This is a genomic window from Rhizobium sp. ZK1, from assembly GCF_047782645.1.
GTDB lineage: Bacteria > Pseudomonadota > Alphaproteobacteria > Rhizobiales > Rhizobiaceae > Rhizobium.
In genome coordinates this window covers 819,463-842,409 of the sequence record NZ_CP180587.1, presented here as the reverse complement: position 1 = coordinate 842,409, position 22,947 = coordinate 819,463, and the positions used below count along the sequence as shown (strand labels likewise).

The window sequence follows — 22,947 nt, the reverse complement described above, 5'->3', positions numbered from 1 at the left end:
GCACCGGTATCCCGCAATGGAGCGTTACTTCTTGATGGACGCGTTCCAGAAGTACGGCCACGGAGCCGGATCGACGCCTTCAAGCTTGGTCGACTTGGCCGAGACGGCATTGAAATCGCCGATCTTCATGTAGGGCAACTCGTCATACATGGCCTTTTGAACGTCGGCCCACAGTGCAATGCGCTTCTGTGGATCGACCTCGGACGTGAAGGCATCGACGACGGTCTTGCGTGCCGGTGTATCCCACCAGCCGGGCGAGCTCGGAGACAGAGAACCGATCAACGCCGGTTCTGGCAGGAAGGGGCTGTGGGTGATGTAGATATCCCAGAGCTTCGGATCGGTGCGGCGCTGCGTCAGCGTTGCCCAGTCGACGACCTGCAGGTCGACGGCAAAGCCGGCTGTCTTCAGGTATTCGGCGGCGACCTGCGCCATCTTGTAGTGGAATTCGTACTGGCGGCTGGTCAGAATGCGGATCGGCTCGCCATTGTAGCCGGCCTTCTTGGCCGCTTCGGCGGCGCCTTCGGGGTCCGCGACACTATAATTGCCTTCGACACCTGCGTTGGTATTCCAGACGTACGGCTTGGGATAGATGTCGCCGTCGAGCGTGTAGAAATCCGTGCTGCCGAAAGCGGCGGCGAGCATGTCTTCCATGCTGAGTGCCTGGCGGATGGCCTTGCGGACCTCGACGTTCTTGGCAAGGCCTTCCTTCGTATTGAAGACAAAGACCGGATAGCCGAAAGGCTTCAGGATAACCGGCTGCGATGCGCTCGAAGCTTTCAGCTTGTCGAAGGATTCAACCGGGATCGAGTCGACGTAATCATACTGGCCGGAAACGGCAGCCTCGACGCGCGTGTTCGGATCTGGAACCGGCACGAAGCGGATTTCGTCGAGATATTGGTGGCGGGCACCGCCATAACCGTCGCTCTCACCTTCGCGCGACTTGTAGCCGTCGAAACGGACGAGCTGGATGTATTGGTCCGCCTTGCGTTCCTTCAGCATATAAGGGCCGGTGCCGATGAATTCCTTCATCGGTTCATCCTGCTTCTCGGACGGGATGATGATGGCGGCGGAGTTGTTGAAGGCGAGCAACGAGGTCAGCGGCGCATAGGGCTGCTTCAGCGCGATCTTCACCGTTGCCGGATCGACTGATGTAATGGAGTCGATAAAGCCTGCAACCTGCTTGCCGCGCGAGGCGATCTTCATCCAGCGGTTCAGCGAGGCAACGACGTCTTCCGAGGACATGTCGGAGTTGTCGTGGAACTTGATGCCGGTGCGAAGCTTGATCGTATAGGTCTTACCATCCGCGCTGATCTCCGGCAGGCTTTCAGCCAGAAGCGGCGTGACGTTCCAGTTTTTGTCGAACGTGTAGAGCGTTTCGAAAATGTGCTGCGTGACGATACCGACGAGGTCGGCGGTAGAGGACATCGGATCAAGCGTCGGCGGCTCGCCGATCGTCGCGACGTTGATCACGCCGCCCTTTTCCTGAGCCATCAGGGTTGTCGGCAAAGCGACCAGCGCAGTGCCGAGAAGGAATGCGACAAAAGTCTTCATTTCATGCTCCCGGTTTAATGTTCCGCAATTATGTTATATCGATTTTTATAATAGAATATCGACGGGAGTGACCTTGTCAATCGAGAAAGTCGCTTCGTCGGCGGAAAGGAGTAGACCGCGTCCCGCTGAGACGACTTCACATTTATCATTGAAAGAGGAGCCAACATCTTTGATCCAAAATCAAAGCGCGCTCCTAACGGAATAGGTGGCCAATGAAGTGACAAAACGATGCGCGCCGTCTGCCAGTGTTGTCACCCTCGGAATTACTTGCCCCTGCTGCAGCGACATGAATAAGGCAAAAGTTGTGGCTCACGTCGAACATCGCTCCCCGAAAGATTCAACCATGAATTACGAGCGGCGCGGAAAGCACATCTTGGGTTTTTAATTACTCCGGCCTACTTCGGATGAGGTATATCACATCAGACTAAAGTCCGTGTTCCGCAGCGCACAAAAAGGCTAAACAGCCTTGTTGCTTGTAATCGAGGACATTGTAGGTGCGTTGAAAGCGATCCTCTAACACGGCTGACTAGATGGAGTTTCACCTCGCTAGCGCTCCGATTGCAGATCAAAGCGCGGCAACATCGAAGGCAACTTTCCTCGTTTAAGCCGTTGATCGTCGCGCCCGGCGCGGTGAAGGGCCGGAAATACCGACTGGGTAATTCTAATACAAATTTACTACAATTATTGCCATTAACGACAGATCTTAAGCCTGAATTCTTGAAAAACGCCGCAGTTATTGACGAGTTTACTTAATTACAACTACCCTAATATGAGCAAGATAAAACATGCGATCCGCAGGAGAAGTCATGAAGAAAGTGCTTGTAGCAGGCGGTGCCGGTTTTCTCGGATCACATCTGTGCGATAGACTTTTAAATCGCACGGACGTCGAAAAGCTTGTCGTCGTCGACAATCTTTGGACTGGGCTTGAGGCGAATATTTCCCATATCCGAGACCCCCGCTTCCAGTTTGTGCAATCCGATGTTGAAAACCTTCAGACGTCGGACAAATTTGACGAAGTATACCACCTTGCCTCTCCGGCCTCGCCGCCGTGGTACATGAAGGAACCCAAGAGAACCATTTCGGCAAACCTTATCGGAGCGTTCCGTCTTCTAGACCTTCTGAAAAAAGGAGGACGCTTCTGTTTCACCTCGTCCTCGGAAGTCTATGGCGACCCCCTCGTCTCGCCGCAGCCGGAGTCCTATAAGGGCCAGGTCGATTGCACCGGGCCACGCTCATCTTACGATGAAAGTAAACGCTGCACGGAGTCCTTGCTGTTCGAGATGCAGCGCACACAAGGCCTGGACGTTAAAATCGTTCGACCCTTCAACGTATACGGACCGAGGACCCGACCAGACGACGGCCGGGCCGTCTCCAATTTCGTCGCACAGGCCCTGACCGGCCGCCCCATTACGGTGTTCGGGGATGGTCTCCAATCCCGAAGCTGGGGCTATGTCGATGACATCATTGACGGCTTCGCACGTTATTTCTGGATGAACGAAACGGACTATAGAGGGCCGCTTAACGTCGGGAACGATCGGGAGATCGCAGTCCTGGAAGTGGCTCAGTATGTTTCGCGCCTGATGGGCGGCATTCCGATCGTCTTCGAGCCGTCACCGCCGCACGATCCAACAAACAGACGGCCAGATCTGGCGAATGCAAACTACGTGATGCCCGAATGGTCGTGCACGATTAGCTATGAGGAAGGCGTTGCAAAGACTCTCGACTGGTTCAGGCAGGACATGAAAGTCACTGCGGCGGAGGTGGCCGAGGCGGGCTCCCGCCGGTTGGCCAAGGCAGGACGCTAAACAGTCCCGGCATCTGGTGCAGAGTGTAACAATGAGCGACGTCATCCCGCGTGACATGAAAGACAATGTCTTTCCTGTGCCTATCCGATATCTGGATCTTTCGGATGACGTCGGTGCCAATGCCCCGGCCATTGACACCGGGCTCGTCGTCTTCGTATCCGAAGGCCTTCCCGTCGGTCAGGTCTATATCGAGGGGTCAGAAAACCCGGCCGCGTTGGCGGCGCGCGCCGTGTTGCCAGAAACCGTTGAACACGCTCGGAATGTGATGCAGGTGCCGATCAGGAACCGCGACGTCACCCTCCTGATCTGCACCAAGGATCGGCCGGACGAACTGGCCAGATGTCTGGCATCGATCCCCAAGCAGTCTCTATCACCGGCTGCGGTCATCGTCGTCGACAACGCCTCAACCGGCGATAGCACGCGCCGCGTCGTGGAGGCGGCCGGCGCGACCTATGTGCGCGAGAACAGGATCGGGCTGGATTACGCCCGCAATGCCGCCGTGCGCGCGGCAAAGACCGAGTTCGTGGCGTTCACCGATGACGACGTGGTCCTGCATGAACGCTGGCTGGAAAACCTGATGAAGGCCTTCGATCGACCCGAAATCGGATGCGTCACCGGCCTTGTCCTTCCCGGCGAGCTTTCCACGCCCGCGCAGTTGATATTCGAAACCCATTGGGGATTTGGCAGGGGGTATATGCGCCAGGATTTCGGCCAGGACTTCTATCGCCAAAGTGCACCATACGGGGCGCCTGCCTGGTTGATTGGCGCGGGCGCAAGCCAGGCATTCCGCCGCCAGGTATTCGACGATATCGGATTGTTCGACGTGCGGCTGGATATGGGTGCGGCCGGGTGTTCAGGCGATTCCGAATTCTGGAATCGCCTTCTCCACCACGGTGGTACCTGTCGCTACGAGCCGACGGCAGTTTCCTGGCATTTCCATCGCAAGGAGATGAAGGGGCTCGCCAAGCAGATCCGCCAATATATGAGCGGTCATGTGGCAGCCCTGCTGGTCCAGTACCAGAACACCGGAAACCGGGGCAATCTGCGGCGCATCCTGGTCGCGTTGCCGCGATATTATCTCCAGAGGTTGAAGAAACGGCTGCCCAAGGGAGCGACCTCTGACACCTTCTTTCTCAAGGAGGAAATACTGGGGTGCCTGAACGGCGCCTGGTATCTCCTTCGCCGCTGGAAGAAGCCAGCATGGTAACCGCATCGAAGCCGGACATATCGTTCCTCATCCCCGCCTATAACGCGGCAGAAACTCTGGCCGATTGCCTGCGCAGCCTGCAAAAACAGTCGGCGTCGAACTGGCAGGCGGTAGTCGTCGATGACGGTTCGAAAGACGATACCTGGAATGTGCTCGAAGGTTTTGCGAAAGCGGACAGCCGGATTCTGATCCATCGCCAGGCGAATGCCGGCGCATCCGCAGCGCGTAACACAGCCGCGGGGTTTGCGACCGCCCCTTTTCTTTGCATGCTCGATGCGGATGACTGGCTGGACCCTGTTTTTATCGAAAGCATGCTGCCGGTCGCCGCTAATGGTGCTCAGCCGGTGATTGCCTGCTGCAGCTATCGCCGCGTCACGCCGGATGGGCGGATGCTGGAGATTGAAACGCCCCCCAATCTGGCCGGCGATCGAGCAAAGCGGGAATTCTCGTCATTTTGCGCCCTGGCCATTCATACGGTGGTTTTTCCCAAGGACCTTTTCGTCCGGCTTGGCGGCATGGATGCCGAGTTGCAGACCTGCGAGGACTGGGATCTCTGGCTTCGCATGGCGTTTGCAGGGGCTGCATTCCGGAAGATCGACCAGTGCCTTGCCTTCTATCGCATGAAGGCCGGCTCTCTCTCGGGAGATCCGCAAAAAATGGTAAGGGACGCGGTCCGTGTTACCACCAGGGCGCAAGCCCTGGGCATGGAAGGGAAACAGTCGGCGGACGATAAGGATGCGCGGTGGACGGCGCCGGCTCTCGGGCAATTGCGGATGCTTGCCTGGGCCGCTTCGGCCAACCTGTGCGTGGGGGCCGATCTGGCCGCGCTTGCAGAGCTTCTTCCGGAATTGCCCGACGCCTCGGGTTATGAAGGCTTCCTCGCCTCGGTGATACTGCATGGATTGCGAACAGGTCTGGCAGTTGCGAATGCCGCCGATCTCGTCGATCTGCAGGAACGCTGGAAACCAGCATTCCTCGACATTGTTCAATTGCTCGAACAGCACTCGCTGCCCGGGACCGGGCGTCGGCTGGAAGAGCTCATTGTCTGGTCAATCTCCGCGGCCGACATGTCCCGCTCCTTCGTGCTCGGCCATCTGCAGGTGGCTGCCGTCGATGTCAGCAAACTGATCTCTATTGCCAAGGCAGACGGGGCCGATACGCTGTTGCTGCACGTCTTTTCCGAAGGGCGACATGTCGGGTCGTATGTCGGCCCCCTGTGGGGAGACCTCTCCGTTCGCGCTCAACTCAGGCTCATCATCGATGAACTGCGGGCCGGAAATCAATTGCCCACGCCTTTGACCATTTCCTATGCCCGCTTCTGGGCAGCCGAAGCCATTCGCAACACCACGGTTTTAGGCAAAATCGTCCGTCAGCGGCGGGGGCGACGGCGGCAGCTCGGACAACTTTCCTACGCAATACGTCGGAACGCGTTCATCAAGTCCGCGGCGAAGGAAGTTGGAGACAATGATGCGCGCTTGTTGGAGGTGGAATCCCGTTCCGAGCGGCGATTCACCGGACCGGTTGGTGAGACGAGCGATGCCTCTCCCGAAATGAAAGGCAAGCAAACGGCTCTGCCGGAAGCCGCGACGAAAGAGGAATATTGGGAACGTGTTTTCGAGCGTCCGGATCCGTGGAATTACCTCTCTGTCTACGAACAGGTCAAATACGAGCAGACGCTGAGCCTTATTCCCGACGGTATAGAAAGAGCGCTCGAGCTCGCCTGCGCGGAAGGAATTTTCACGGCAAAGCTTGCACAGAGGGTCGGCTTCCTGACGGCCACGGATATTTCCCGCCGCGCCATTGAAAGGGCATCCGAGAGATGTCGGGACTGCCCGAACGCGGAGTTTCGCGTCCTGGATTTCGTCGGGAGCGAACTTCCGCCCGAGCAGGATCTGATCGTCTGTTCGGAGGTCCTGTACTACATGGACGACGAGAAGATCCTGGAACAGGTATGCCGGAAGATCGCGACGGCCTTGAAACCGGACGGTTGCCTTGTCACGGCGCATGCCCATATCCGTCGCGACGAACCCGACAGAACCGGTTTCGACTGGAATAATCCGTTTGGCGTGGGCACGATCAAGAAGGTTCTGTCGAACCTGCCTGATCTTGTGCTGGAAGAAACGATCGAGACCGAGCTTTACGCGGTCCATCGGTTCGCAAAGCGCAAGATGGCAACACCGGCCGTGCGGATCGAACCTCACGGCGTCCCTCTCGATGCCGATGTGGCCAAGCACATCATCTGGGGGCCGGCAGGCGTCGATCGCGGAGCGGCATGGACGAACGAGATTACGACTTCGGTTCCTGTGCTCATGTATCACAGAATTGCGATCGACGGGCCGGACGCACTCCGTCGATTTCGAGTCGCGCCGGAGGTCTTTCTCAAGCAGATGCAGTTCCTCCGGCGGCAGGGCTATTATACGCTGACAGCCCAGAACCTGGCCGTGCTGCTGCGTGAGGGCAAACCCATCCAAGGACGTCCCGTCGTCCTGACCTTTGACGACGCCTATCTCGACTTTCTCACCGACGCCTTCCCCATTCTGGCTGAGAACGGGTTCGGCGCAGACGTCTTCGTGGTAACGGACAAGGTCGGCGGCCGGTCGGATTGGGATGCCGCCTACGGGGAGCCGGCCCCGCTGATGTCCTGGGCCGACATCAGGATCCTGCAGCGGCAGGGGATCTGCTTCGGATCCCATTTGGCGTCTCACAGGCCGGCAAGTTCACTCGACAACGCTGCATTGCTGGGCGAAGCCGCTCTATCGCGTAATGCGCTCGAAAGCCGGCTAGGCGAGGCTGTGACATCCATCGCCCTTCCCTTCGGCTCTAGCGATTTCCGCGTCCCTGGCATTCTTGCTCACGTCGGTTACGAGATCGGCTTTTCGACAAAGCCCTCAAGGGCGAGCTCTGCCGACCATGCGCTTTCCCTGCCACGCCTTGAAGTTCGCGGCGACCTACCGCTCAAGGCCTTTGCCGAGCTGATGGGTCAGCCCGATGCGTTCATTGGATAGCAAGCAATGAGCGCCGATTTCCTCCCTTTGGTCACGGTCGTCATTCCGGCCTACAATGCCGAGAAAACGCTTATTGAAACGCTTCTGAGCGTATCGAACCAGACCTATGAATGCCTCGAGATCCTCGTGGTGGACGATGGTTCACAGGACAAAACCTACGAACTGGCAAGCGAATATCGCCTCAAAGATCCGCGTGTCAAAATCCTGCGACAGGAAAATGGCGGCGTGGCACGTGCCCGCAACCACGGAATCCGCGAAGCGACCGGAAGCTACATCGCGCCGATCGATGCCGATGATCTCTGGCACCCCCGCAAGATCGAATTGCAAGTCCAGGCTTTGGGAAGCTTAGCGGAAGGACGAGGGGTCGCCTACAACTGGTATGCGGCAATCGACGCCGATGATGTGATTTTCAGCCATTCGAGACCTGTGCTGTACAAAGGCAACGTCTTTGAAATCATGGCTCGGGAAAACTTTATCGGCAACGGCAGCACGCCGCTCATGCCTCGCGCTGATGTTCTGGCATGCGGTGGCTATGATCCGGCGTTGCGTGATCAAAAGGCCGAGGGATGCGAAGATCTGAAGCTTTATCTCGCACTTGCCGAAAGGCTGCCTTTTGCTGTGGTTCCTGGTTTTCTGACCGGATACCGGTTCACGCAAGGAAACATGTCGAGCAACGCCTACCGCATGCTGAAATCTCATACCCTGGTGATGGCAGAGGTCAGGAAACGCTATCCGCGCCTTGCCGCCGCTGCCACCACGGCGGAATTCGATACGGCACGGTGGTATCTCAACAAAGCGATTTCCAGAGGAGACCAAGATCAGATCAGGAAACTGGCGCCGATGATTGCCAGACGGTTCCCTGTGAAATTCGCCGTCCATGGCGCTCGCCTCGTCTGGCGCGCAGCCAAGAGTCGAGCGCGGCGACTGGCAAATCGATTGCCAAAGCATCCAACTCCATTTGCCCCGCCGATGCGAGACGGAGTGATGAGGATCGCATTTCCCGAAAGCGGTACATCATTCCATGATCGTGTTGAAGCGGCTGTCGCCGGTCGGGCCGGTGAGTCCATCAAGCCGCATGCCGGTGATGCATGACGACGATGCGAAAATCCGTTTCCGGCAAGCCAACAAGCGCCTTCAACCTGGTCATCGCGGCCCGTTTCCGAGAGCTTCTGCAACTCGTTCCAGGGCTCCGGATGAAGACCTCGGTGATGATCATCGTCGGCATTCTGAGCGGTCTGATGGAAATGGTCGGGATCACCTTTCTTGTCAGCCTCATTTTTCTCCTCGGCCAGCAGGGTTCTGCTTCCGGTACAGCTGTCGGCTGGCTTCCCGCATTTTTCGGTGGGTTCGATACCGCAATCTCGAAGCCGATGTTGGTCACCATCCTCATCTGCGCGATCGTTCTCAGGATCGTGCTGGGCTTTGCCAACTCCATCATTGCGAGCACTGTCAGCCATCAGATCAGCGATCGCATCCGGCGCCGTCTCTATTCAAAAATCCTGGCGATCCCGTTCCAGCGCTTTCAGCATTACGAGCGCAGCGACATCATGAACGTGATCGCCACTGAATCCTATGCCGTCGCTTCGGCTCATGCGAGCCTCGTTCGCCTCGGGATCAGTCTCGGGACCATCGTTATCTTCGGCGTCGGAATGCTTGTCATGGCATGGCCGATCGCGTTGCTCGGACTTGTCTTCGGCGTTGTCCACAATCTGACGCTCGGTCTGTTCGCCAATGCCTATCGGCGTATCGGCGAGACCGCCCTTTCGGCGGTGGAGGACTTGACGCAATTGACCTGGACCACGCTTCAGGCCTTGAAGGCGGTGAAAAGCTTCGGCCTGGAAAAACGCCATGAGAGCATTTTCAATGCCCTTTCCAAAGATGTCGGGCAAGCCTGGTACCGTTCCGACCGTTTGGGCGCGGCAACGTCGCTATTGAGCGAGGCGCTGACATTCGGCGTGATCCTGACGATCATCCTGTCTTCACAGTTTCTCCCCGTGGATTTCCGCGCAGCATTGTCGGCCACCGTCCTTCTCTACAGGCTTCAGCCGCATATCAAGGACTTCGACTCGCAGATCCTTGGCCTCCATGCCCTGGAGGCCTCCTTGCAGAACGTTCTTACGATAATTTCCGAAGCGGACGATGCGCGACAAGCCTCCGACCGAGAAGAGCTGCGACATCTGCAAGGTGAGATTGTTTTCCACGATGTTTCCTTCTCTTATGAAGGCAGCAGCGTTCCGGCCGTCAGCCACGTCAGCTTCTCCATCAGAACAGGAGAGACGACCGCGCTGACAGGGCCAAGCGGCTCCGGCAAGACAACCATCCTCAATATGCTTCTCGACCTCATCCAGCCGACGGAGGGTCGCATCACCCTCGACGGCAAGGATCTTTCGACCATCGAACGATCAAGCTGGTTGCGGCAGCTTTCAGTCTCGGGCCAGGATGTCGAACTGATGGAGGGCACGGTTCTCGACAATATCCGCTTCCGTCGCGAGATCTCCGAAGCTGATGTCCGCTGGGCCGCCGATATGGCCTGCGCGACTGAGTTTATCGAGAAACTACCCTACGGCTTCGACGAGTGGCTGGGCGATGAGGCGATAAGGCTTTCGGGCGGCCAGCGGCAGCGCATTGGCCTGGCGCGGGCGCTTGCCGGCCGGCCTGAGATACTGCTCCTGGACGAAGCGACAAATGCGCTCGACGAGGCGACGGAAGCGCGGGTGCTTTCTCTCCTGCTTAAGGAATATCAGGGCCGAACGCTGATTATCGTCAGCCACCGACCGTCCGTCGCCAGCCTGATGAAGCATCAAATCTGCCTCGTCCCGGCTTTGGCATAAGGAAGAGGCGATGGATCGAGGAGACGCTTTTCATTCCACCCTGCCGCTGGTTTCCGTGGTCATTCCGGCCTTCAATGCTTCGACATATATCGAGCGCACGCTTCGATCCGCTGCGCGCCAGACCTATCCGGCACTGGAGATCATCGTCGTCAACGACGGGTCCACTGACGACACGGCAAAACTGGTCGAGCAAATAGCGATGACGGATTCACGGATCCGCCTCCTGTCCACCCCAAACCGCGGTGTAGCTGCCGCAAGGAATACCGGAATCGAGGCATCGTCAGGTCGATTTGTGGCATTCCTTGACGCGGACGATCTCTGGCACCCGACGAAAATCGAGAAGCAGGTAAACGCTCTCAATCGCTTGTCCTCGCAGTGGGCTGCGGTCTACGTGCTGCATTATGTCATCAATCATGACGACGAGATCATTCGACCCGGCGGCTCCAATGTCGCACGAGGATATATCTATGCCCGACATCTGACTTTCAAATATATAAGCAATGGAAGCGCGCTTCTTGTCCGACGGGACATTGCACTCGAGATCGGTGGGTTTGATAGCTCCTACGCAGCAGCGGGTATCGGAGGCTGCGAAGATCTCGACTTCGAACTCAGGCTAGCCGCACGTTATTGCATCGAAGTCGTGCCCGAACGTCTGGTGGGATACAGAGAGTATCCGGGCAATATGTCATCCAATCACGTACGAATGGGCAAGGGTGCCTTGGAAGTCATCAGGCGCTCACTAGCCGCAAATCCGCAGCTTCCGAGATACGCAGCCAGGAGCGCTGTCGTACTCACTCAAAGATATGCATTCCGGCAGTATAGAGAAGCCAAGAGCCTGCATCTGTCACTCATGATTGCTTGGGCGATTTTTCAAAAGGATCCACGTTTCATACTTGGACTCGCATTGCAAACCAGCCGGCGCCTCATGAAGCGACGACTCACTCTCAAGACAACGGCGGCGAAGGTTGAAGATCCGCCGCAATGCAATAAACCGAGGTTCGACGAGCAGATCACCCCTTCGCATGTCAAATGCCCGGAGGGGACCGTGCGGTCACGACGTCATCTGATGCGGCTGACTGCCGTGGATATCAAGCTGAGTTCAATCTGTGAGAGCGCCGAGTGAAGAGCTCCCCCGGCGCTGAGATCACCATAAGACCACGTGACCTTTAATGCCCGTCAGGCGGCACGTCAGATCTGGACGTGACGTCCACCATGTTCTTGCGATGGAAGATGAAGAGGCCTGCGAGAACGATGATGAGCGAGCCAACGAGGATCTGCTTGTCGGGCAGTTCGCCGAAGAAAATGTAGCCAAGGACGATTGCCCAGAGCAGCAGGCTATATTGGAGCGGCGCAAGCAGGGATGCCGGCGCAAGCTTCAGCGCACGCGTGATCATCATATGCGCGCTACCCGCGACGATGCCGAGCGCCAGCATGGCGGTGAAGTCGAGTGCGGAGGCGGCGCGCCAGTTGCCAATACTCAGGATCAGACCTGTGACCAGCGCACCGACCGTCTGCCATGTGACGAGTGTGACATCGCCCGTCTGCCGCAAACGGCGACCAAGGATCAGCGTCAGCGCGAAGGAAAGGCTGCCGATCACGCCGAAGATCGATGGCCAGGACAACATGGCCGTCGAAGGCCTCAGTGCAATCACGACACCGATGAAGCCGATGATGACGGCGAGCCAGCGACGCCAGCCGATCGTCTCGCCGAGGAAGACGTGCGAAAGAGCCGCGACATAGATGGGACCGGCCATGTAAAAGGTCATGACATCGGCAAGCGGGAGATAGGCAACTGCGGCGTAGAAGAAGGCGACGTCACCCGTCGTCAGGATCACGCGCAGGATCTGCAGGGGCACACGCTCGACCCGAAACAGCGAGCGAGGTCCTTGCCTGGCGATCATCGGAGCAAGGATGAGAAAGGAACCGAACGAGCGGATCACCAGAACCTGGCCGACCGCAAAGCTCGCCACCAGCCATTTGCCCATGGCGTCATTCAGCGAAAACAGCAAATCGCCAAGCAGCATCAGAAGGACACCGAAGAGCGCTGCGTTTCCCGCGATCCGGCTGACGCGCAAATTCATGATTCGTCCCAATTGGTTAGGTTTCTTTTCTCCCATAGAACTTCATCCTGCCATCGTCGATTCCTGACTGAGGATTTTCATGACAGAACTCTAATCACTGAGAGGAATTCCGTGCTTGTCCGGCGTCGTCAATCGCATCGATGGCAGCGACACAGCCGTTAAAGTGATATGTGAAGAGCGACCAGAACAATCGGCATCAACTGTCGCCGCGATCACATTGAAAAGACTGAACACTTCTCCCCCTTCCCCATGTGATCGTCTTGTGGCAATGGTGAGGCTTAACCTCTGTAAAGACATCATGAAAGCGATTTCAGGTACCAATCTCGAGCAGGCCAAGTCACACAACAGGCGTGTCGTGATTGAGGCGATCCGCACCAACGGTCCGCTGTCGCGCGCCGCGATCGCCCGCATGACGGCGCTGACGGCGCAGACGGTCTCAAACATCGTCGAAGAATTGCAGCGCTCGCACCTGCTCGTGCCTGCGAAAGCGCAGAAGCTTGCCCGCGGCCAGCCGATTATTCCCTATTCCATCAATCCGCATGGGGCCTATTCCATCGGGCTCGAGCTTGGCCGCCAGCGCGCCAGCGGTGTGCTGACCGATCTCTCGGGCGCCGTCTGCGCGCGCATCGAACGCCATATCGAACATCCGGATCCCGAACAGGCGATGCCGGTGCTCGGTTCTATTGTCGAGGATCTGCAGCAGGCATTTTCCTTCGATCGCGATAGGCTGCTCGGTGTCGGCATGGCCCTGCCCGGCCGTTATGCAGACGGAGGTATCACGTCACTCAGCCCGCAGAACCTACCCGGCTGGCAGGACTTCCCGGTCGGCTATGAGCTGGAACGGCGCGTGAAGGTGCCGGTGCTTGTCGAGAATGACGCAACGGCTGCGGCCATCGGCGAGCGCCTGCACGGTGTTGCCCGCGGCTTCAGCAGCTTCGTCTATCTCTTCCTTGCCGGCGGCGGCGGGATCGGCGCCGGCATGTTTCTCGACGGGCATCTCTACAAAGGCAGCCGGCACAATGCCGGCGAGATCGGCCACATCATCGTCGAGCCCCACGGCCGGCTCTGCAGCTGCGGCAAGCGAGGCTGTCTGGACCGCTACGTTTCGCCAACTGTGGCCTATGAATTCATGGGTATCGCCGATGCCGAGGAGCTTTCGCCGGATGAACTCGACGCGCTGATCGCCGGACGTGAAGAAGGCCTCAGCGCATGGCTGGATCAGGCTGTCCAGCCCCTGCGTCAAACCATCGATTTCCTTGAGCTTGCCTTCGATCCGCAAACCATCGTACTCGGCGGCAGTATCTCGACCATCATGATGCGCGGGCTTGCGGAGCGGCTGGAGCCGCTGCACCTACCGATTGATCCGACCGGGGAAAGAACCATTCCACGCGTCATGATCGGCATGACCGGCAAGGATACTGCAATTCTTGGAGCGGCAGCCCTGCCGATCTTCTCGGAAACCAATCCCCGCTTCGACGTGTTGCAGAAGCCGATCGGCTAAGCTCCGCCTCGCTTCCCGAGGCGGAGACCAAGCTATCCCTGTCGGGCTGTAGCTAGGATTGCTGCAGCCCGTAGAGCAGCGGCATCAGCCCGGCGAGCGCCTTGAAGCGTTCCCAGGATTTTGACGATGGCTTCGTCCAGCCCGTTTCGGCAAGGGCCGAAAGACGTGGAAAGACGAGCCGGTCGAAGACGGCGCGGTCCGTCATCGGCTCGGACCAGATGCAGGCCTGAATGCCGCGCAGCTTCTGTTTCTGCGTTTCGGTCCATCCACCGACCGGATCGAACGTATAGAGTTTCTCTGCGTCCGACGTGCCGGCCCAGCTCGCACCCGGTTCGTCCCAGTCCGGCCGTAGTGCCATATCGAGATAATAGACCTGCCCTGGGCAGACGACGATCTCATAGCCGCGGTCGGCAAGCTCGGCGGAGACTTCGACATTGCGCCATGAGCAGAGGTAGCTTTTCGCCTTGTCGATGACGTCGCCATGCGCCGCCTCCTCCCAGCCGCCGGTAATGCAGCCCTTGGAAGCCAGGAAGCTCTGGATGCGCTTCAGGAATTCCGCCTGCAGGATCGCCGCGCCCGAGCCATGGATGTCGTCAGCGCCATGAGTATTGGTGATGACATTCAAGCGCTTGGCATGCGCATCGACGATATCGTCGCCGGCGAGCGTACGCAGCCACGCGAGTGCTTCCGGCGAGCCGGACCATGCGCCGAGCGGCACCTCGTCGGCGCCGATATGAATGGTTTTGAAGGGGAAAAGCTCGATGAGTTCCGAGAAGATGGTCTCGATGACCTGATAGGTCTTTTCGCGCGCCGGATTGATGCAATTATCCGGGAAACCCTGAACCGAATAGTAGCTGCCTGCTTCCTCGGGATCGCGCAGATCCGGTATTGCCTGCAGCATGGCGTAGCAGTGCCCGGGTATATCAATCTCCGGCACGATCTCGATGCCAAGCTCCTTGGCATAAGCGACGATCTCGTGGATCACGGATTTGGTGTAGTAACCGCCGGTGCGCGCCGGACTGGAGCCGAGCAGTGGCGGCAAGGCAAGGCCATGGCCCCGCCACGCGCCGATTTCGGTCAGTGCCGGATAGGCATCGATCTCGACACGCCAGGCCTCGTCGTCGGAGAGATGCCAATGGAACCGATTGAGCTTGTTCCAGGCGAGCACCGCCATCAGCTTCCTGATTTCCGCCTCGCCATAGAACTGACGGGCGACATCGAGATGCAGACCGCGCCAGCCCATCGACGGCTCGTCGACGATCTCGCCGGAGGCCGGGAACTGGAAGGTTCGCGGATGCAGGCGCGCGCCGCGCCAGATCTGGCCGAGCGTGATCAGACCATAGAGGAAGCCGGTCCGGCTGCTCGCCTCAACGGTGATCGCCTCCCCTTTGAAGCTCAATCGATAGGCCTCGGGGCCGAAACCGTCAGCCTTCTTGAGGGTTACGGCTGCAGCGCCCTCAGCGGCCGAGCGGATAATGCCTTCGACGGCGAAGAGATGATCGACCAGCATTTTGAAGCTTTCGGCTGCAGCCTTTGCTTCCGCATCATCAGCCTGCAACGTGAAACCCGCTGGCAAAGCCTGTCTTGAGGCAACCGCCACGTAATTCGGCCAGGGAATGATCGACACCTGCACCGGCACGCTGGCCGGCACGGGAAAGATCTCGGCACCGCGCTTCAATGGCGCGTTGCTGGCGGATGAACGTGTGGGTTCGAGCGCGAGCGAAACGGTGCTTCCATCCGCAAAAGCGAGATAGCCGCTTGTTGCACCATCCGTCCAATGGCGGAACTGCCAGCTCAGCGCATGGACCGAAATCGTCCAGGTCTCGCCAATGCCGAGAACGAAGCCCTCCGGCGGCTGGAATTCGGTGAAGTTCGACAGTCTCCTGGAGACCGTAGCCCCTTCGACACTTCCGGCAGGATCGACACGCCCCGGTCCGCTGACGCAGAGCGAGAAGCCGGAAAGCGGTTCGGCGGTCAGATTCTTGAGGTTCAGGACATAGGAAAAATCCTTGCCATCAGCTGGCGGGTTCCAAAGGGTCTCGAGCCGCAAGGCATGGTGTCGCGGTGTGGACATGGTCGTTTCTTTCTGTTCGGACTATGGAAATCAGGTCTTGAGCATGCCGGCATAGATGCCAGAAGCGGAATCGGGGATGGGAATGGCGCCAACGGCTTTTTCGTAGAAGGCGGATGGGCCGACGTCGCCGATGATCGCATAGCCGTAGCCCATGGCCTTCAGGTCATTGAGACTGGCAAAGAGCAGCGCCCGGCCGATGCCAAGCCCGCGCAGGCTCTCGTCCACGCCGGTCGGCCCGAAGAAGTCGGGTGCGGTCGCTTCATGACAGGAAAAGCCGACGAGCTTGCCTTCGCGCGTGGCGATGAAACAAGTGGGCGGCTGGTGCGAGATCGCAACTGTCGCCTCGCTTGCCCAGGCTTCGCCGAACTGCTCGTCGATCCAGCGGACAATCAGCTTGAGTTCAGGCGGCAGTGCACGGCGGATAGTGACGCCTGCCTTTGCCATGGCATCGGGTGACTTTGTGTCCTGCGGGAGGGTCGACAGGTTGACGAGATAATCCATGGAGATGCCCTGTTAGCTCTGCGTGCCGAGCGCACGCGTGAAGTGATTGGGACCGATCTGTTCGATGACGGTGGATTCCGGGCGGCTGAGTGACCGGACGCGCTCTGCCTGTTCGAGGAAACGTGCGCTGCCGCCGGTCACGAAGGGGCGCCTGCCATCAGGCACCGCGGAGAGCAGCAGCTGGGTATAAGGATGACGCGGATTGGAGAGCACCGTTTCGGTATCACCCCATTCGACCGTCTGGCCGGCGAACATCACGACGATTTCCTCGGCCACATGTGCAGCGGTCGCGATGTCGTGGGTGATATACAGCATCGCCAGTCCATTCTCCTGCTTCACCCGGGCGAGCAGATCGAGAATGTCCTTGCGGATGGAAACATCGAGCATCGAGGTCGGCTCGTCAGCGACCAGCACGCTTGGCGCCACCGCGAGTGCCCGGGCGATATTGACGCGCTGGCGCTGGCCGCCGGAAAGTTCATGCGGAAACCTCTGCTTCGACACGGCCGGATCGAGACCGACGCTTGCCAGCAGTCCGGCAATATCCTCCTCGAGGGCTGAGCGTGATGTGTTCTGCCGGTGGAGTTGCAGCGGCCGGGAAAGATGATGGCTGACGGTAAAGGCAGGATTGAGTGACGAGAATGGATCCTGAAAGACCATCTGCACGTCCTTGCGATAAAGACGCTCATCCTTGGCCGTCCTCTGCGCTGTCAGATCATGCCCGCGAAAGAACAGCTTGCCACCCGTCGGCCTGTCGAGGCGCGCAATGATGCGGGCGCAGGTCGTCTTGCCGCAGCCTGATTCACCGACGAGCGCCAGCGCGCGGCCGGGAAACAGCGAGAAGGAAACACCCTTCAGCGCGTGCACCGGGCCGAACTGACGCCTGATCTCCTCAAGCCGTATGACGGCTCCGGCTGGGGACGGATGTGCCTCGGGCTTCATGCGAACGCTCCTGAAAGATGGGACTGGGTTGGAAGCTGGGGAATGGCGTTCCAGAGCTTACGCGTATAGTCGTGCAGCGGCGTCTGACTAACCTGGCGCACGTCGCCGGCTTCGACGAGCTCGCCCTTCAGCATGATACCGATGCGTTGGCAGAGCTGCGCCATCAGATGCAGGTCGTGAGTAATGAACAGCAGCGAGAAACCGTATGTCCGCTGCAGATCGACGACCTGTTCGAGGATTTCGCGCTGCACGACGACATCAAGCGCCGTCGTCGGCTCGTCCATGATGATGAGTTCCGGCCTCAGCGCCAGGCAGATGGCGATGACGATACGCTGGCGCATGCCTCCGGAAAACTGATGCGGATAGTCGCCGATGCGCTGCGGTGGGATGCCGACGAGCCGGAACATCTCCTCGCCCCGTGCTCGCGACTCCTGCCGCGAGCAGCCGGTATGCCGGTAAAGCACGTCATGGAATTGTGCCTCGACCCGCATCAGCGGATTGAGCGAGTTCATCGCGCTCTGGAAGACCATGCCGATGCGTTTCCAGCGAATTTTCTGCAACTCGCGCTCCGGCATTTTGAGCAGATCCTGGCCGTCCATGCGGATGCTGCCGCCGCTGATCCAGGCCGGAGCTTTGGAAAGCCGCGTGATAGCATAGGCAATCGTGCTCTTGCCGCAGCCGGATTCACCGGCCAGACCGAAGATCTCGCCCCGCCCGATATTGAACGAGACGTCCTTGACGGCGCGAAACTCACCCTTGTCGAGCAGATAGTCGACATTGAGGTTTTCGATTTCCAGGAGATTGCCGCTCATCGGCCTGCCTCCAATTGACGGTTGCGGGCACGACTGAGACGGAACCAGCGCGTCAAGGCCGGACCGGAGCGGAGCTGCGGATTGGCAATTTCGTCGAAAGTGAAGTTGAGCAGTGCGAGACCGAGCCCCGTCAGTGCAATGCCGATCGCGGGAATACCGACATCCCACCATGCGCCGACCATGATCGCCGAGGCGTTCTGGGCATTGTAGAGCATCGTGCCCCAGGTAACTTTCAGGGGATCGCCGAAGCCGAGATATTCAAGTGTCGTCTGCGCGACGATGGCGTAGATGATGCTGCCGACCAGATTGATGCCGATCAGCGGCGTCAGGTTCGGCAGGATCTCCACGAAGATGATGCGCCAGGCCGGCTCGCCGATCATTTTTGACGCAGTAACGAAATCACGATTGCGCAGCGCCATGGTTTGAGAGCGCGTCATTCGGGCGCCCCATGGCCAGGAGGTTAGCGCGATGATCGTCATGATCGTCATCGGGCCGACCGTGCCGGCGAAAGACGCGAGCAGTATCAGCAGCGGCATATTCGGGATGACCAGGACTGCATTCGTCGCAAGATCGAGCGCCGCATCGGTCTTGCCGCCGATATAACCGGCGACGAGGCCGATCGCGGTGCCGATCACCGTGATGGCAATACCGGTCGCAAAACCGACCGAGAGGGAACTGCGCGCACCCCAGACGAACTGGCGATAGACGTCGCGGCCCATTTTCGTCGTGCCGAGCACATGTTCGGCGGATGGCGGTTGGTGCGAGCGACCGACACGCGCGCCGGGCTCTCCAGGGGCTATGACGGGCGCACAAAGGGCCATTAGCCAGAGGCCGACGACGATGACGAGGCCGGCGACGGCCTTCTTCTGGCGAAGTATGGATCTCAGCGTGAAGCTCATTACACGGCATCCCCCAGTCTGGGGTCGATGAACCCGTAGATGATGTCGACGAGGAAGTTGGCGCCGAGTGTTGCGAGCGTCATCAGCAACAGCTGCCCCTGGATGACCGGATAATCGCGGGCAATGCTCGCGGTATAGAGCGTCAGACCTAGCCCCGGATAATTGAAGACAATCTCGGTGACGATCGAGCCGCCAAAGACGGCGCCGAGCATCAGCGCAAGATTCGTCAGGACCGGCAGCATGGCATTGCGCACACCATAACCGAACATGACATTCAGATGGCTGAGCCCTTTGGCACGGGCCATCGTCACATAGTCCTCGCCGAGGATCGAGATCATCGACGAACGCATGGTCGTCTGGAATTCGCCGATCAGAAAAGGCGAGAGCGTCAGCACCGGCAGAATAGCATGCATGAAGACGCTGCCGGCAAATGTGAAGTTGAAAGCAGGATCGAGATTCGGATCATAGGCGTACCCCACCGGGAACCAGCGAAGTGAAACCCCGAACACGAAAAGCGTCGTCAGCGCGATGATCACGGGCGGCACCGAGATCATGATGACGGAGAGGGGCGAGACGATCGTGTCAAAGCGTCCGCCACGCCGCCAGGCCGAAACCGCTCCAAGCACGACACCGATGCAGAGCGAAAAGATGATGGCGGTCACAACCAGGAAGATGGTCCAGATCGTCGAGCGGCTGAGAACCTGCACGACGGTCTGGGGATAATATTTGACCGAGACGCCAAGATCGAGGGTCGCAAGACCTTTCAGATAATCGACGAACTGAAAGAGCATCGGTTGGTCGACAACGCCGAATCGTGCCTTGATCGCCTCGACGGCTGCGGGCGTCGCCCGCGGGCCGAGCTGGGCGACCATGGCGTCGACGGGGGTCCCCGGCATGAGCCGGGGAAGTATGAAATTCATCACGATGGCGAATGCCAGGGCGACCGCATAGACGCCAAGGCGTCGTCCGGAAACACGCATGTCCCTGCCCTCGACGGTCTTATTGGACCGGCTTCAAGCGCAGGAGATGCATCAGGCGCATCCGGTTGTTGTCGTGATCTTCCGGGTTCATGATCGGGTCCTTGTCGGTTACCCAGCCGGTGAAGCGTTTGCTGGAGAACTGGTACCAGGTCGGGCCGTTGAAGACAGGTACGACTGGGAAATCGTCGGCAACCAGAAGCTGGATGTCGTTGAAGATCTTCTTGTGATCATCATCCGACGTCGCCTTCAGATACTGATCGAAGAGCGCATCGAGCTTCGGATTCTGATAGCGCGAGGGGGCTCCGGTGACGCGCCCGGCATAGGCCGTCGAGAGGCTCTGATAGTAGCCGCGGAACGGTGTGGCCCCATCGGCACGCGAGTTCATGACAACCTCGAAACTGCCATCGAGGATCTGCTTGCGCCATTGTTCGTATTCGGGCGTGGCGACCGATGCATTGATGCCGGCCGCGCGCAGGCCTTCAACGGCGATCTGTACGGCGTCGATCCAATCGGTCCAACCATTGGGAACGATGATCGGGAAGGTGATCGGCTTGCCGTTCGGGGTCGTGCGGAAACCGTCGGAACCCTTCTTGTAGCCGGCATCGTCAAGGATCTTGTTGGCCTTGTCGGTGTCAAAGCCCATGAAGGCGTCCTTGTCGCCTTCGGCCTCCTTGTTGCGCCAGCCTTCAAACCGCGGCGGCAGGCCGGAGGCATGCTCGTTGACAACGGGATAGCCGAAGCCGGCAATGTCGACCATCGACTTGCGGTCCATGGCAAGGCTGAAGGCGTGGCGGAAGTTCAGGTCCTTGTAGGCCTCCAGATTGCCGTCATCCTTGGTCTTGAAGTTCATCTGGAAGGCGACGGTTTCGGCTGGCGGTTGCCAATAGCCGTTATGGTCGGCATCGAGCGCAACGAAGGTCTTGTCGATTTCCGGAATGAAGGAGCCGATCCAGTCCATGTTGCCCTCGGGCAGGATGGCGAGCATCTGGTCATTGCCGGAAATCTGCGGCAGCCTCAGGCAATCGACATGCAGCGAGGCGGCATCCCAATAGTTCGGGTTGCGGCATTGCTCGTAGACCTGCGGCGTGAAACGGCGCACCTCCGTCATTGGTCCCGACCCGACCGGCTTTTCATTCTTGAAGGCGACGGGATCGGAGACATCCTTCCAGACATGTTCGGGAACGACGGCGAGATCGGCGAGCGATTCCGGGAAGTCGGAGTTCACAGCCTTGAGGTTGATCGTGACCTCGGTCGGCGACGGCGCCTCGACGGATGCCACGGTCTCGCCGACACCGACTGTGTCGAGGGCGGCGTTCTTCAGCATCAGATCAACAGTATATTTGACGTCGGCCGATGTGAGCGGCTTGCCGTCCGACCATTTCACGCCCGAGCGCAGTTCATAGGTGATCGACTTCATGTCGTTCGAAAACTTGTAGTTCGTGGCAAGGCGCCAGACCGGCTTGCCACCGTCCTGCGCGTTGAATATGACGAGCGGCTCATAGATGAAGTCCATTGTGCTCTGCCGACGGCCGGCAAGGTCGAACGGATTGAAGTTCTGCACCCAGCTCGACTGTTCTTCGATATGCATCGTCAGCACCGCTTCCGCAGCCGAAGCAGCCGATGCACCAAACGCCATGACCGCCGTCAGGGCGGTCGCTGCCGCCCAGCCGGCACGCGCGGAAACACTGCGGCTTGCGCTCTTGTCCAGTCCCATTTTTACGTTCCCCTGTTTGTTATTTTATGAGTCAATCAAATTGATTTAATCAAGCTAACGCAAGATTTCCGATCCGGTCAATCGGGTGGAAACCAAAAATTTCGGCTTCCAACATCTGAACCTGATTTGCTTCGGCACACGCGTTGGCGGCCAACTGAGGATGCGTCGAGAAAATAAATTGTCATACTTATTGTGCGCTGCGAAAAGCTTGGCGCAAGCGCGACCCGTCAGACTGAGTTCGTTGAAATGTCGTTATTTTGATCCGGCCTATGTTGAAGCCATGACGGCTTGTTTTTCAGCACGATCAGCCGTCCAGCATCTGCTGGGCGGCTATTCCAACGACAGTCGGGGTTCAGATCAACTTCCTAAAGTCCTACAGGAAAACCTTCGAACGGCTTGATTTCCTTAAGAACGAAGGTGGTCTGCATTTCCTTGATGCGCGGCAGGCGGCGCACAACAGAGATGGCGAAATCGGCATAGGAATCGAGATCGGGCGAGACGACCTGCAGTAGGAAGTCCGAGTCTCCCGCAATGCTGTAAAAGGCAACGACCTCTTGCCGCGAGCGTAGAACGGGTCGGCGCTGATGATCGAAAGTGGCGACGACATCCTATGGGAATCCAAATTGCAGATACGTTCCTCTACTGCTCTCTTGGTCCAGGCACCTGTTGAGGGATGTCGCCCGGTCGGATGACCGGCATGTTGCCTGTGGATGGGACCGGTTCGACCAACCCGCGATCGCCAGTTGGTGGAGGCGTCAGCACGCCTTTGCACCGAGATATTTCGCTTTCCGATCTGCCATTCTCCGCCCGCCGATCCTTCTCGGATGACGACTGGCTATCCGCCTGACACTCCGGTTGCTGTTCCTTGCTGTCGGCCTGGCTCATGGCAGCCCGAGATCCGGCAACAAGCAACCAGAAGGCAAGTCCAAACAAGAGAGACTTACCGGAAAGGCGATGCATCGAAAGCCTGGTCAGGGATATTGGCCGCAAAGTCCACATTGGTGGCACTCCCCGCTCCCGAGAGGCCAAACTGCTGCGAGCGACACG

16 protein-coding genes and 1 pseudogene are annotated in these 22,947 nt (G+C 58.7%); 7 read left to right on the top strand and 10 right to left on the bottom strand.

Annotation, left to right across the window (positions count from 1 at the left end):
* Positions 1–24: 24 nt before the first annotated feature.
* A complete protein-coding gene (locus ACK9YZ_RS26500) occupies positions 25–1,551 on the bottom strand; it encodes an ABC transporter substrate-binding protein (protein ID WP_416068230.1) in 1,527 nt (508 codons plus the stop codon).
* A gap of 806 nt (positions 1,552–2,357) precedes the next feature.
* Between ACK9YZ_RS26500 and ACK9YZ_RS26495 the strand changes: the two genes are divergently transcribed.
* The 6 genes from ACK9YZ_RS26495 to ACK9YZ_RS26470 are packed head-to-tail and all read left to right on the top strand — an operon-like array spanning position 2,358 to position 11,522.
* Positions 2,358–3,356 (top strand): NAD-dependent epimerase/dehydratase family protein, encoded by a 999-nt coding sequence (locus tag ACK9YZ_RS26495; RefSeq protein WP_216760740.1) that lies wholly within the window; start codon positions 2,358–2,360, stop codon positions 3,354–3,356.
* A gap of 31 nt (positions 3,357–3,387) precedes the next feature.
* Entirely contained in the window at positions 3,388–4,563 is a 1,176-nt protein-coding gene (locus ACK9YZ_RS26490; protein WP_216760741.1) for a glycosyltransferase family 2 protein, read from the top strand.
* The gene (locus tag ACK9YZ_RS26485) at positions 4,557–7,568 is read left to right on the top strand and encodes a glycosyltransferase (protein WP_416068229.1); all 3,012 of its coding nucleotides are present in this window, start codon (positions 4,557–4,559) and stop codon (positions 7,566–7,568) included. Before ACK9YZ_RS26490 ends, ACK9YZ_RS26485 begins: the two co-directional genes overlap by 7 nt.
* Positions 7,569–7,574: 6 nt before the next feature.
* On the top strand, positions 7,575–8,660 hold the full coding sequence (locus ACK9YZ_RS26480) for a glycosyltransferase family 2 protein (protein ID WP_416068228.1): 1,086 nt from the start codon (positions 7,575–7,577) through the stop codon (positions 8,658–8,660).
* Positions 8,657–10,399 carry an ABC transporter ATP-binding protein gene (locus tag ACK9YZ_RS26475; protein ID WP_416068227.1) on the top strand — a complete coding sequence of 581 codons (1,743 nt, stop codon included), beginning with the start codon at positions 8,657–8,659 and terminating at the stop codon, positions 10,397–10,399. Before ACK9YZ_RS26480 ends, ACK9YZ_RS26475 begins: the two co-directional genes overlap by 4 nt.
* Positions 10,400–10,409: 10 nt before the next feature.
* On the top strand, positions 10,410–11,522 hold the full coding sequence (locus ACK9YZ_RS26470) for a glycosyltransferase family 2 protein (protein WP_416068226.1): 1,113 nt from the start codon (positions 10,410–10,412) through the stop codon (positions 11,520–11,522).
* A gap of 43 nt (positions 11,523–11,565) precedes the next feature.
* Here the strand turns inward: ACK9YZ_RS26470 and ACK9YZ_RS26465 are convergent, their stop codons facing one another.
* Complete coding sequence (locus tag ACK9YZ_RS26465; RefSeq protein ID WP_416068225.1) at positions 11,566–12,480, bottom strand: DMT family transporter; 915 nt, start codon at positions 12,478–12,480, stop codon at positions 11,566–11,568.
* 298 nt (positions 12,481–12,778) lie between these two features.
* Here ACK9YZ_RS26465 and ACK9YZ_RS26460 point away from each other — a divergent pair, with 298 nt between their 5' ends.
* The gene (locus tag ACK9YZ_RS26460; RefSeq protein WP_416068224.1) at positions 12,779–13,981 is read left to right on the top strand and encodes an ROK family transcriptional regulator; all 1,203 of its coding nucleotides are present in this window, start codon (positions 12,779–12,781) and stop codon (positions 13,979–13,981) included.
* Between the two features lie 52 nt (positions 13,982–14,033).
* Here ACK9YZ_RS26460 and ACK9YZ_RS26455 read toward each other — a convergent pair whose 3' ends face one another.
* The 8 genes and pseudogenes from ACK9YZ_RS26455 to ACK9YZ_RS26420 form a co-directional block, all read right to left on the bottom strand.
* The gene (locus ACK9YZ_RS26455) at positions 14,034–16,055 is read right to left on the bottom strand and encodes a beta-N-acetylhexosaminidase (protein WP_416068223.1); all 2,022 of its coding nucleotides are present in this window, start codon (positions 16,053–16,055) and stop codon (positions 14,034–14,036) included.
* A gap of 30 nt (positions 16,056–16,085) precedes the next feature.
* Positions 16,086–16,556: a GNAT family N-acetyltransferase gene (locus ACK9YZ_RS26450; RefSeq protein ID WP_416068222.1), complete on the bottom strand. Its 471-nt coding sequence runs from the start codon at positions 16,554–16,556 to the stop codon at positions 16,086–16,088.
* A 12-nt stretch (positions 16,557–16,568) separates the two neighbouring features.
* Positions 16,569–17,495, bottom strand: coding sequence for an ABC transporter ATP-binding protein (locus ACK9YZ_RS26445; protein ID WP_416068221.1), 927 nt, complete (start codon positions 17,493–17,495; stop codon positions 16,569–16,571).
* Positions 17,492–18,307, bottom strand: coding sequence for an ABC transporter ATP-binding protein (locus ACK9YZ_RS26440; RefSeq protein WP_416068220.1), 816 nt, complete (start codon positions 18,305–18,307; stop codon positions 17,492–17,494). The genes ACK9YZ_RS26445 and ACK9YZ_RS26440 overlap by 4 nt, the downstream gene beginning before the upstream one ends.
* Positions 18,304–19,206: an ABC transporter permease gene (locus tag ACK9YZ_RS26435; RefSeq protein ID WP_416068219.1), complete on the bottom strand. Its 903-nt coding sequence runs from the start codon at positions 19,204–19,206 to the stop codon at positions 18,304–18,306. The genes ACK9YZ_RS26440 and ACK9YZ_RS26435 overlap by 4 nt, the downstream gene beginning before the upstream one ends.
* A complete protein-coding gene (locus ACK9YZ_RS26430; RefSeq protein ID WP_416068218.1) occupies positions 19,206–20,186 on the bottom strand; it encodes an ABC transporter permease in 981 nt (326 codons plus the stop codon). Before ACK9YZ_RS26430 ends, ACK9YZ_RS26435 begins: the two co-directional genes overlap by 1 nt.
* A gap of 19 nt (positions 20,187–20,205) precedes the next feature.
* On the bottom strand, positions 20,206–21,900 hold the full coding sequence (locus tag ACK9YZ_RS26425) for an ABC transporter substrate-binding protein (protein ID WP_416068217.1): 1,695 nt from the start codon (positions 21,898–21,900) through the stop codon (positions 20,206–20,208).
* Between the two features lie 365 nt (positions 21,901–22,265).
* A pseudogene (locus ACK9YZ_RS26420) lies at positions 22,266–22,457 on the bottom strand (Lrp/AsnC ligand binding domain-containing protein); the annotation flags it as partial.
* Positions 22,458–22,947 lie beyond the last annotated feature (490 nt).

What these genes read in the sequence shown, in the direction of transcription:
- ACK9YZ_RS26500 (WP_416068230.1), bottom strand. Translation starts at nt 1,551, where the DNA reads ATGAAGACTTTTGTCGCATTCCTTCTCGGCACTGCGCTGGTCGCTTTG.
- ACK9YZ_RS26495 (WP_216760740.1), top strand. Translation starts at nt 2,358, where the DNA reads ATGAAGAAAGTGCTTGTAGCAGGCGGTGCCGGTTTTCTCGGATCACAT.
- ACK9YZ_RS26490 (WP_216760741.1), top strand. Translation starts at nt 3,388, where the DNA reads ATGAGCGACGTCATCCCGCGTGACATGAAAGACAATGTCTTTCCTGTG.
- ACK9YZ_RS26485 (WP_416068229.1), top strand. Translation starts at nt 4,557, where the DNA reads ATGGTAACCGCATCGAAGCCGGACATATCGTTCCTCATCCCCGCCTAT.
- ACK9YZ_RS26480 (WP_416068228.1), top strand. Translation starts at nt 7,575, where the DNA reads ATGAGCGCCGATTTCCTCCCTTTGGTCACGGTCGTCATTCCGGCCTAC.
- ACK9YZ_RS26475 (WP_416068227.1), top strand. Translation starts at nt 8,657, where the DNA reads ATGACGACGATGCGAAAATCCGTTTCCGGCAAGCCAACAAGCGCCTTC.
- ACK9YZ_RS26470 (WP_416068226.1), top strand. Translation starts at nt 10,410, where the DNA reads ATGGATCGAGGAGACGCTTTTCATTCCACCCTGCCGCTGGTTTCCGTG.
- ACK9YZ_RS26465 (WP_416068225.1), bottom strand. Translation starts at nt 12,480, where the DNA reads ATGAATTTGCGCGTCAGCCGGATCGCGGGAAACGCAGCGCTCTTCGGT.
- ACK9YZ_RS26460 (WP_416068224.1), top strand. Translation starts at nt 12,779, where the DNA reads ATGAAAGCGATTTCAGGTACCAATCTCGAGCAGGCCAAGTCACACAAC.
- ACK9YZ_RS26455 (WP_416068223.1), bottom strand. Translation starts at nt 16,055, where the DNA reads ATGTCCACACCGCGACACCATGCCTTGCGGCTCGAGACCCTTTGGAAC.
- ACK9YZ_RS26450 (WP_416068222.1), bottom strand. Translation starts at nt 16,556, where the DNA reads ATGGATTATCTCGTCAACCTGTCGACCCTCCCGCAGGACACAAAGTCA.
- ACK9YZ_RS26445 (WP_416068221.1), bottom strand. Translation starts at nt 17,495, where the DNA reads ATGAAGCCCGAGGCACATCCGTCCCCAGCCGGAGCCGTCATACGGCTT.
- ACK9YZ_RS26440 (WP_416068220.1), bottom strand. Translation starts at nt 18,307, where the DNA reads ATGAGCGGCAATCTCCTGGAAATCGAAAACCTCAATGTCGACTATCTG.
- ACK9YZ_RS26435 (WP_416068219.1), bottom strand. Translation starts at nt 19,206, where the DNA reads ATGAGCTTCACGCTGAGATCCATACTTCGCCAGAAGAAGGCCGTCGCC.
- ACK9YZ_RS26430 (WP_416068218.1), bottom strand. Translation starts at nt 20,186, where the DNA reads ATGCGTGTTTCCGGACGACGCCTTGGCGTCTATGCGGTCGCCCTGGCA.
- ACK9YZ_RS26425 (WP_416068217.1), bottom strand. Translation starts at nt 21,900, where the DNA reads ATGGGACTGGACAAGAGCGCAAGCCGCAGTGTTTCCGCGCGTGCCGGC.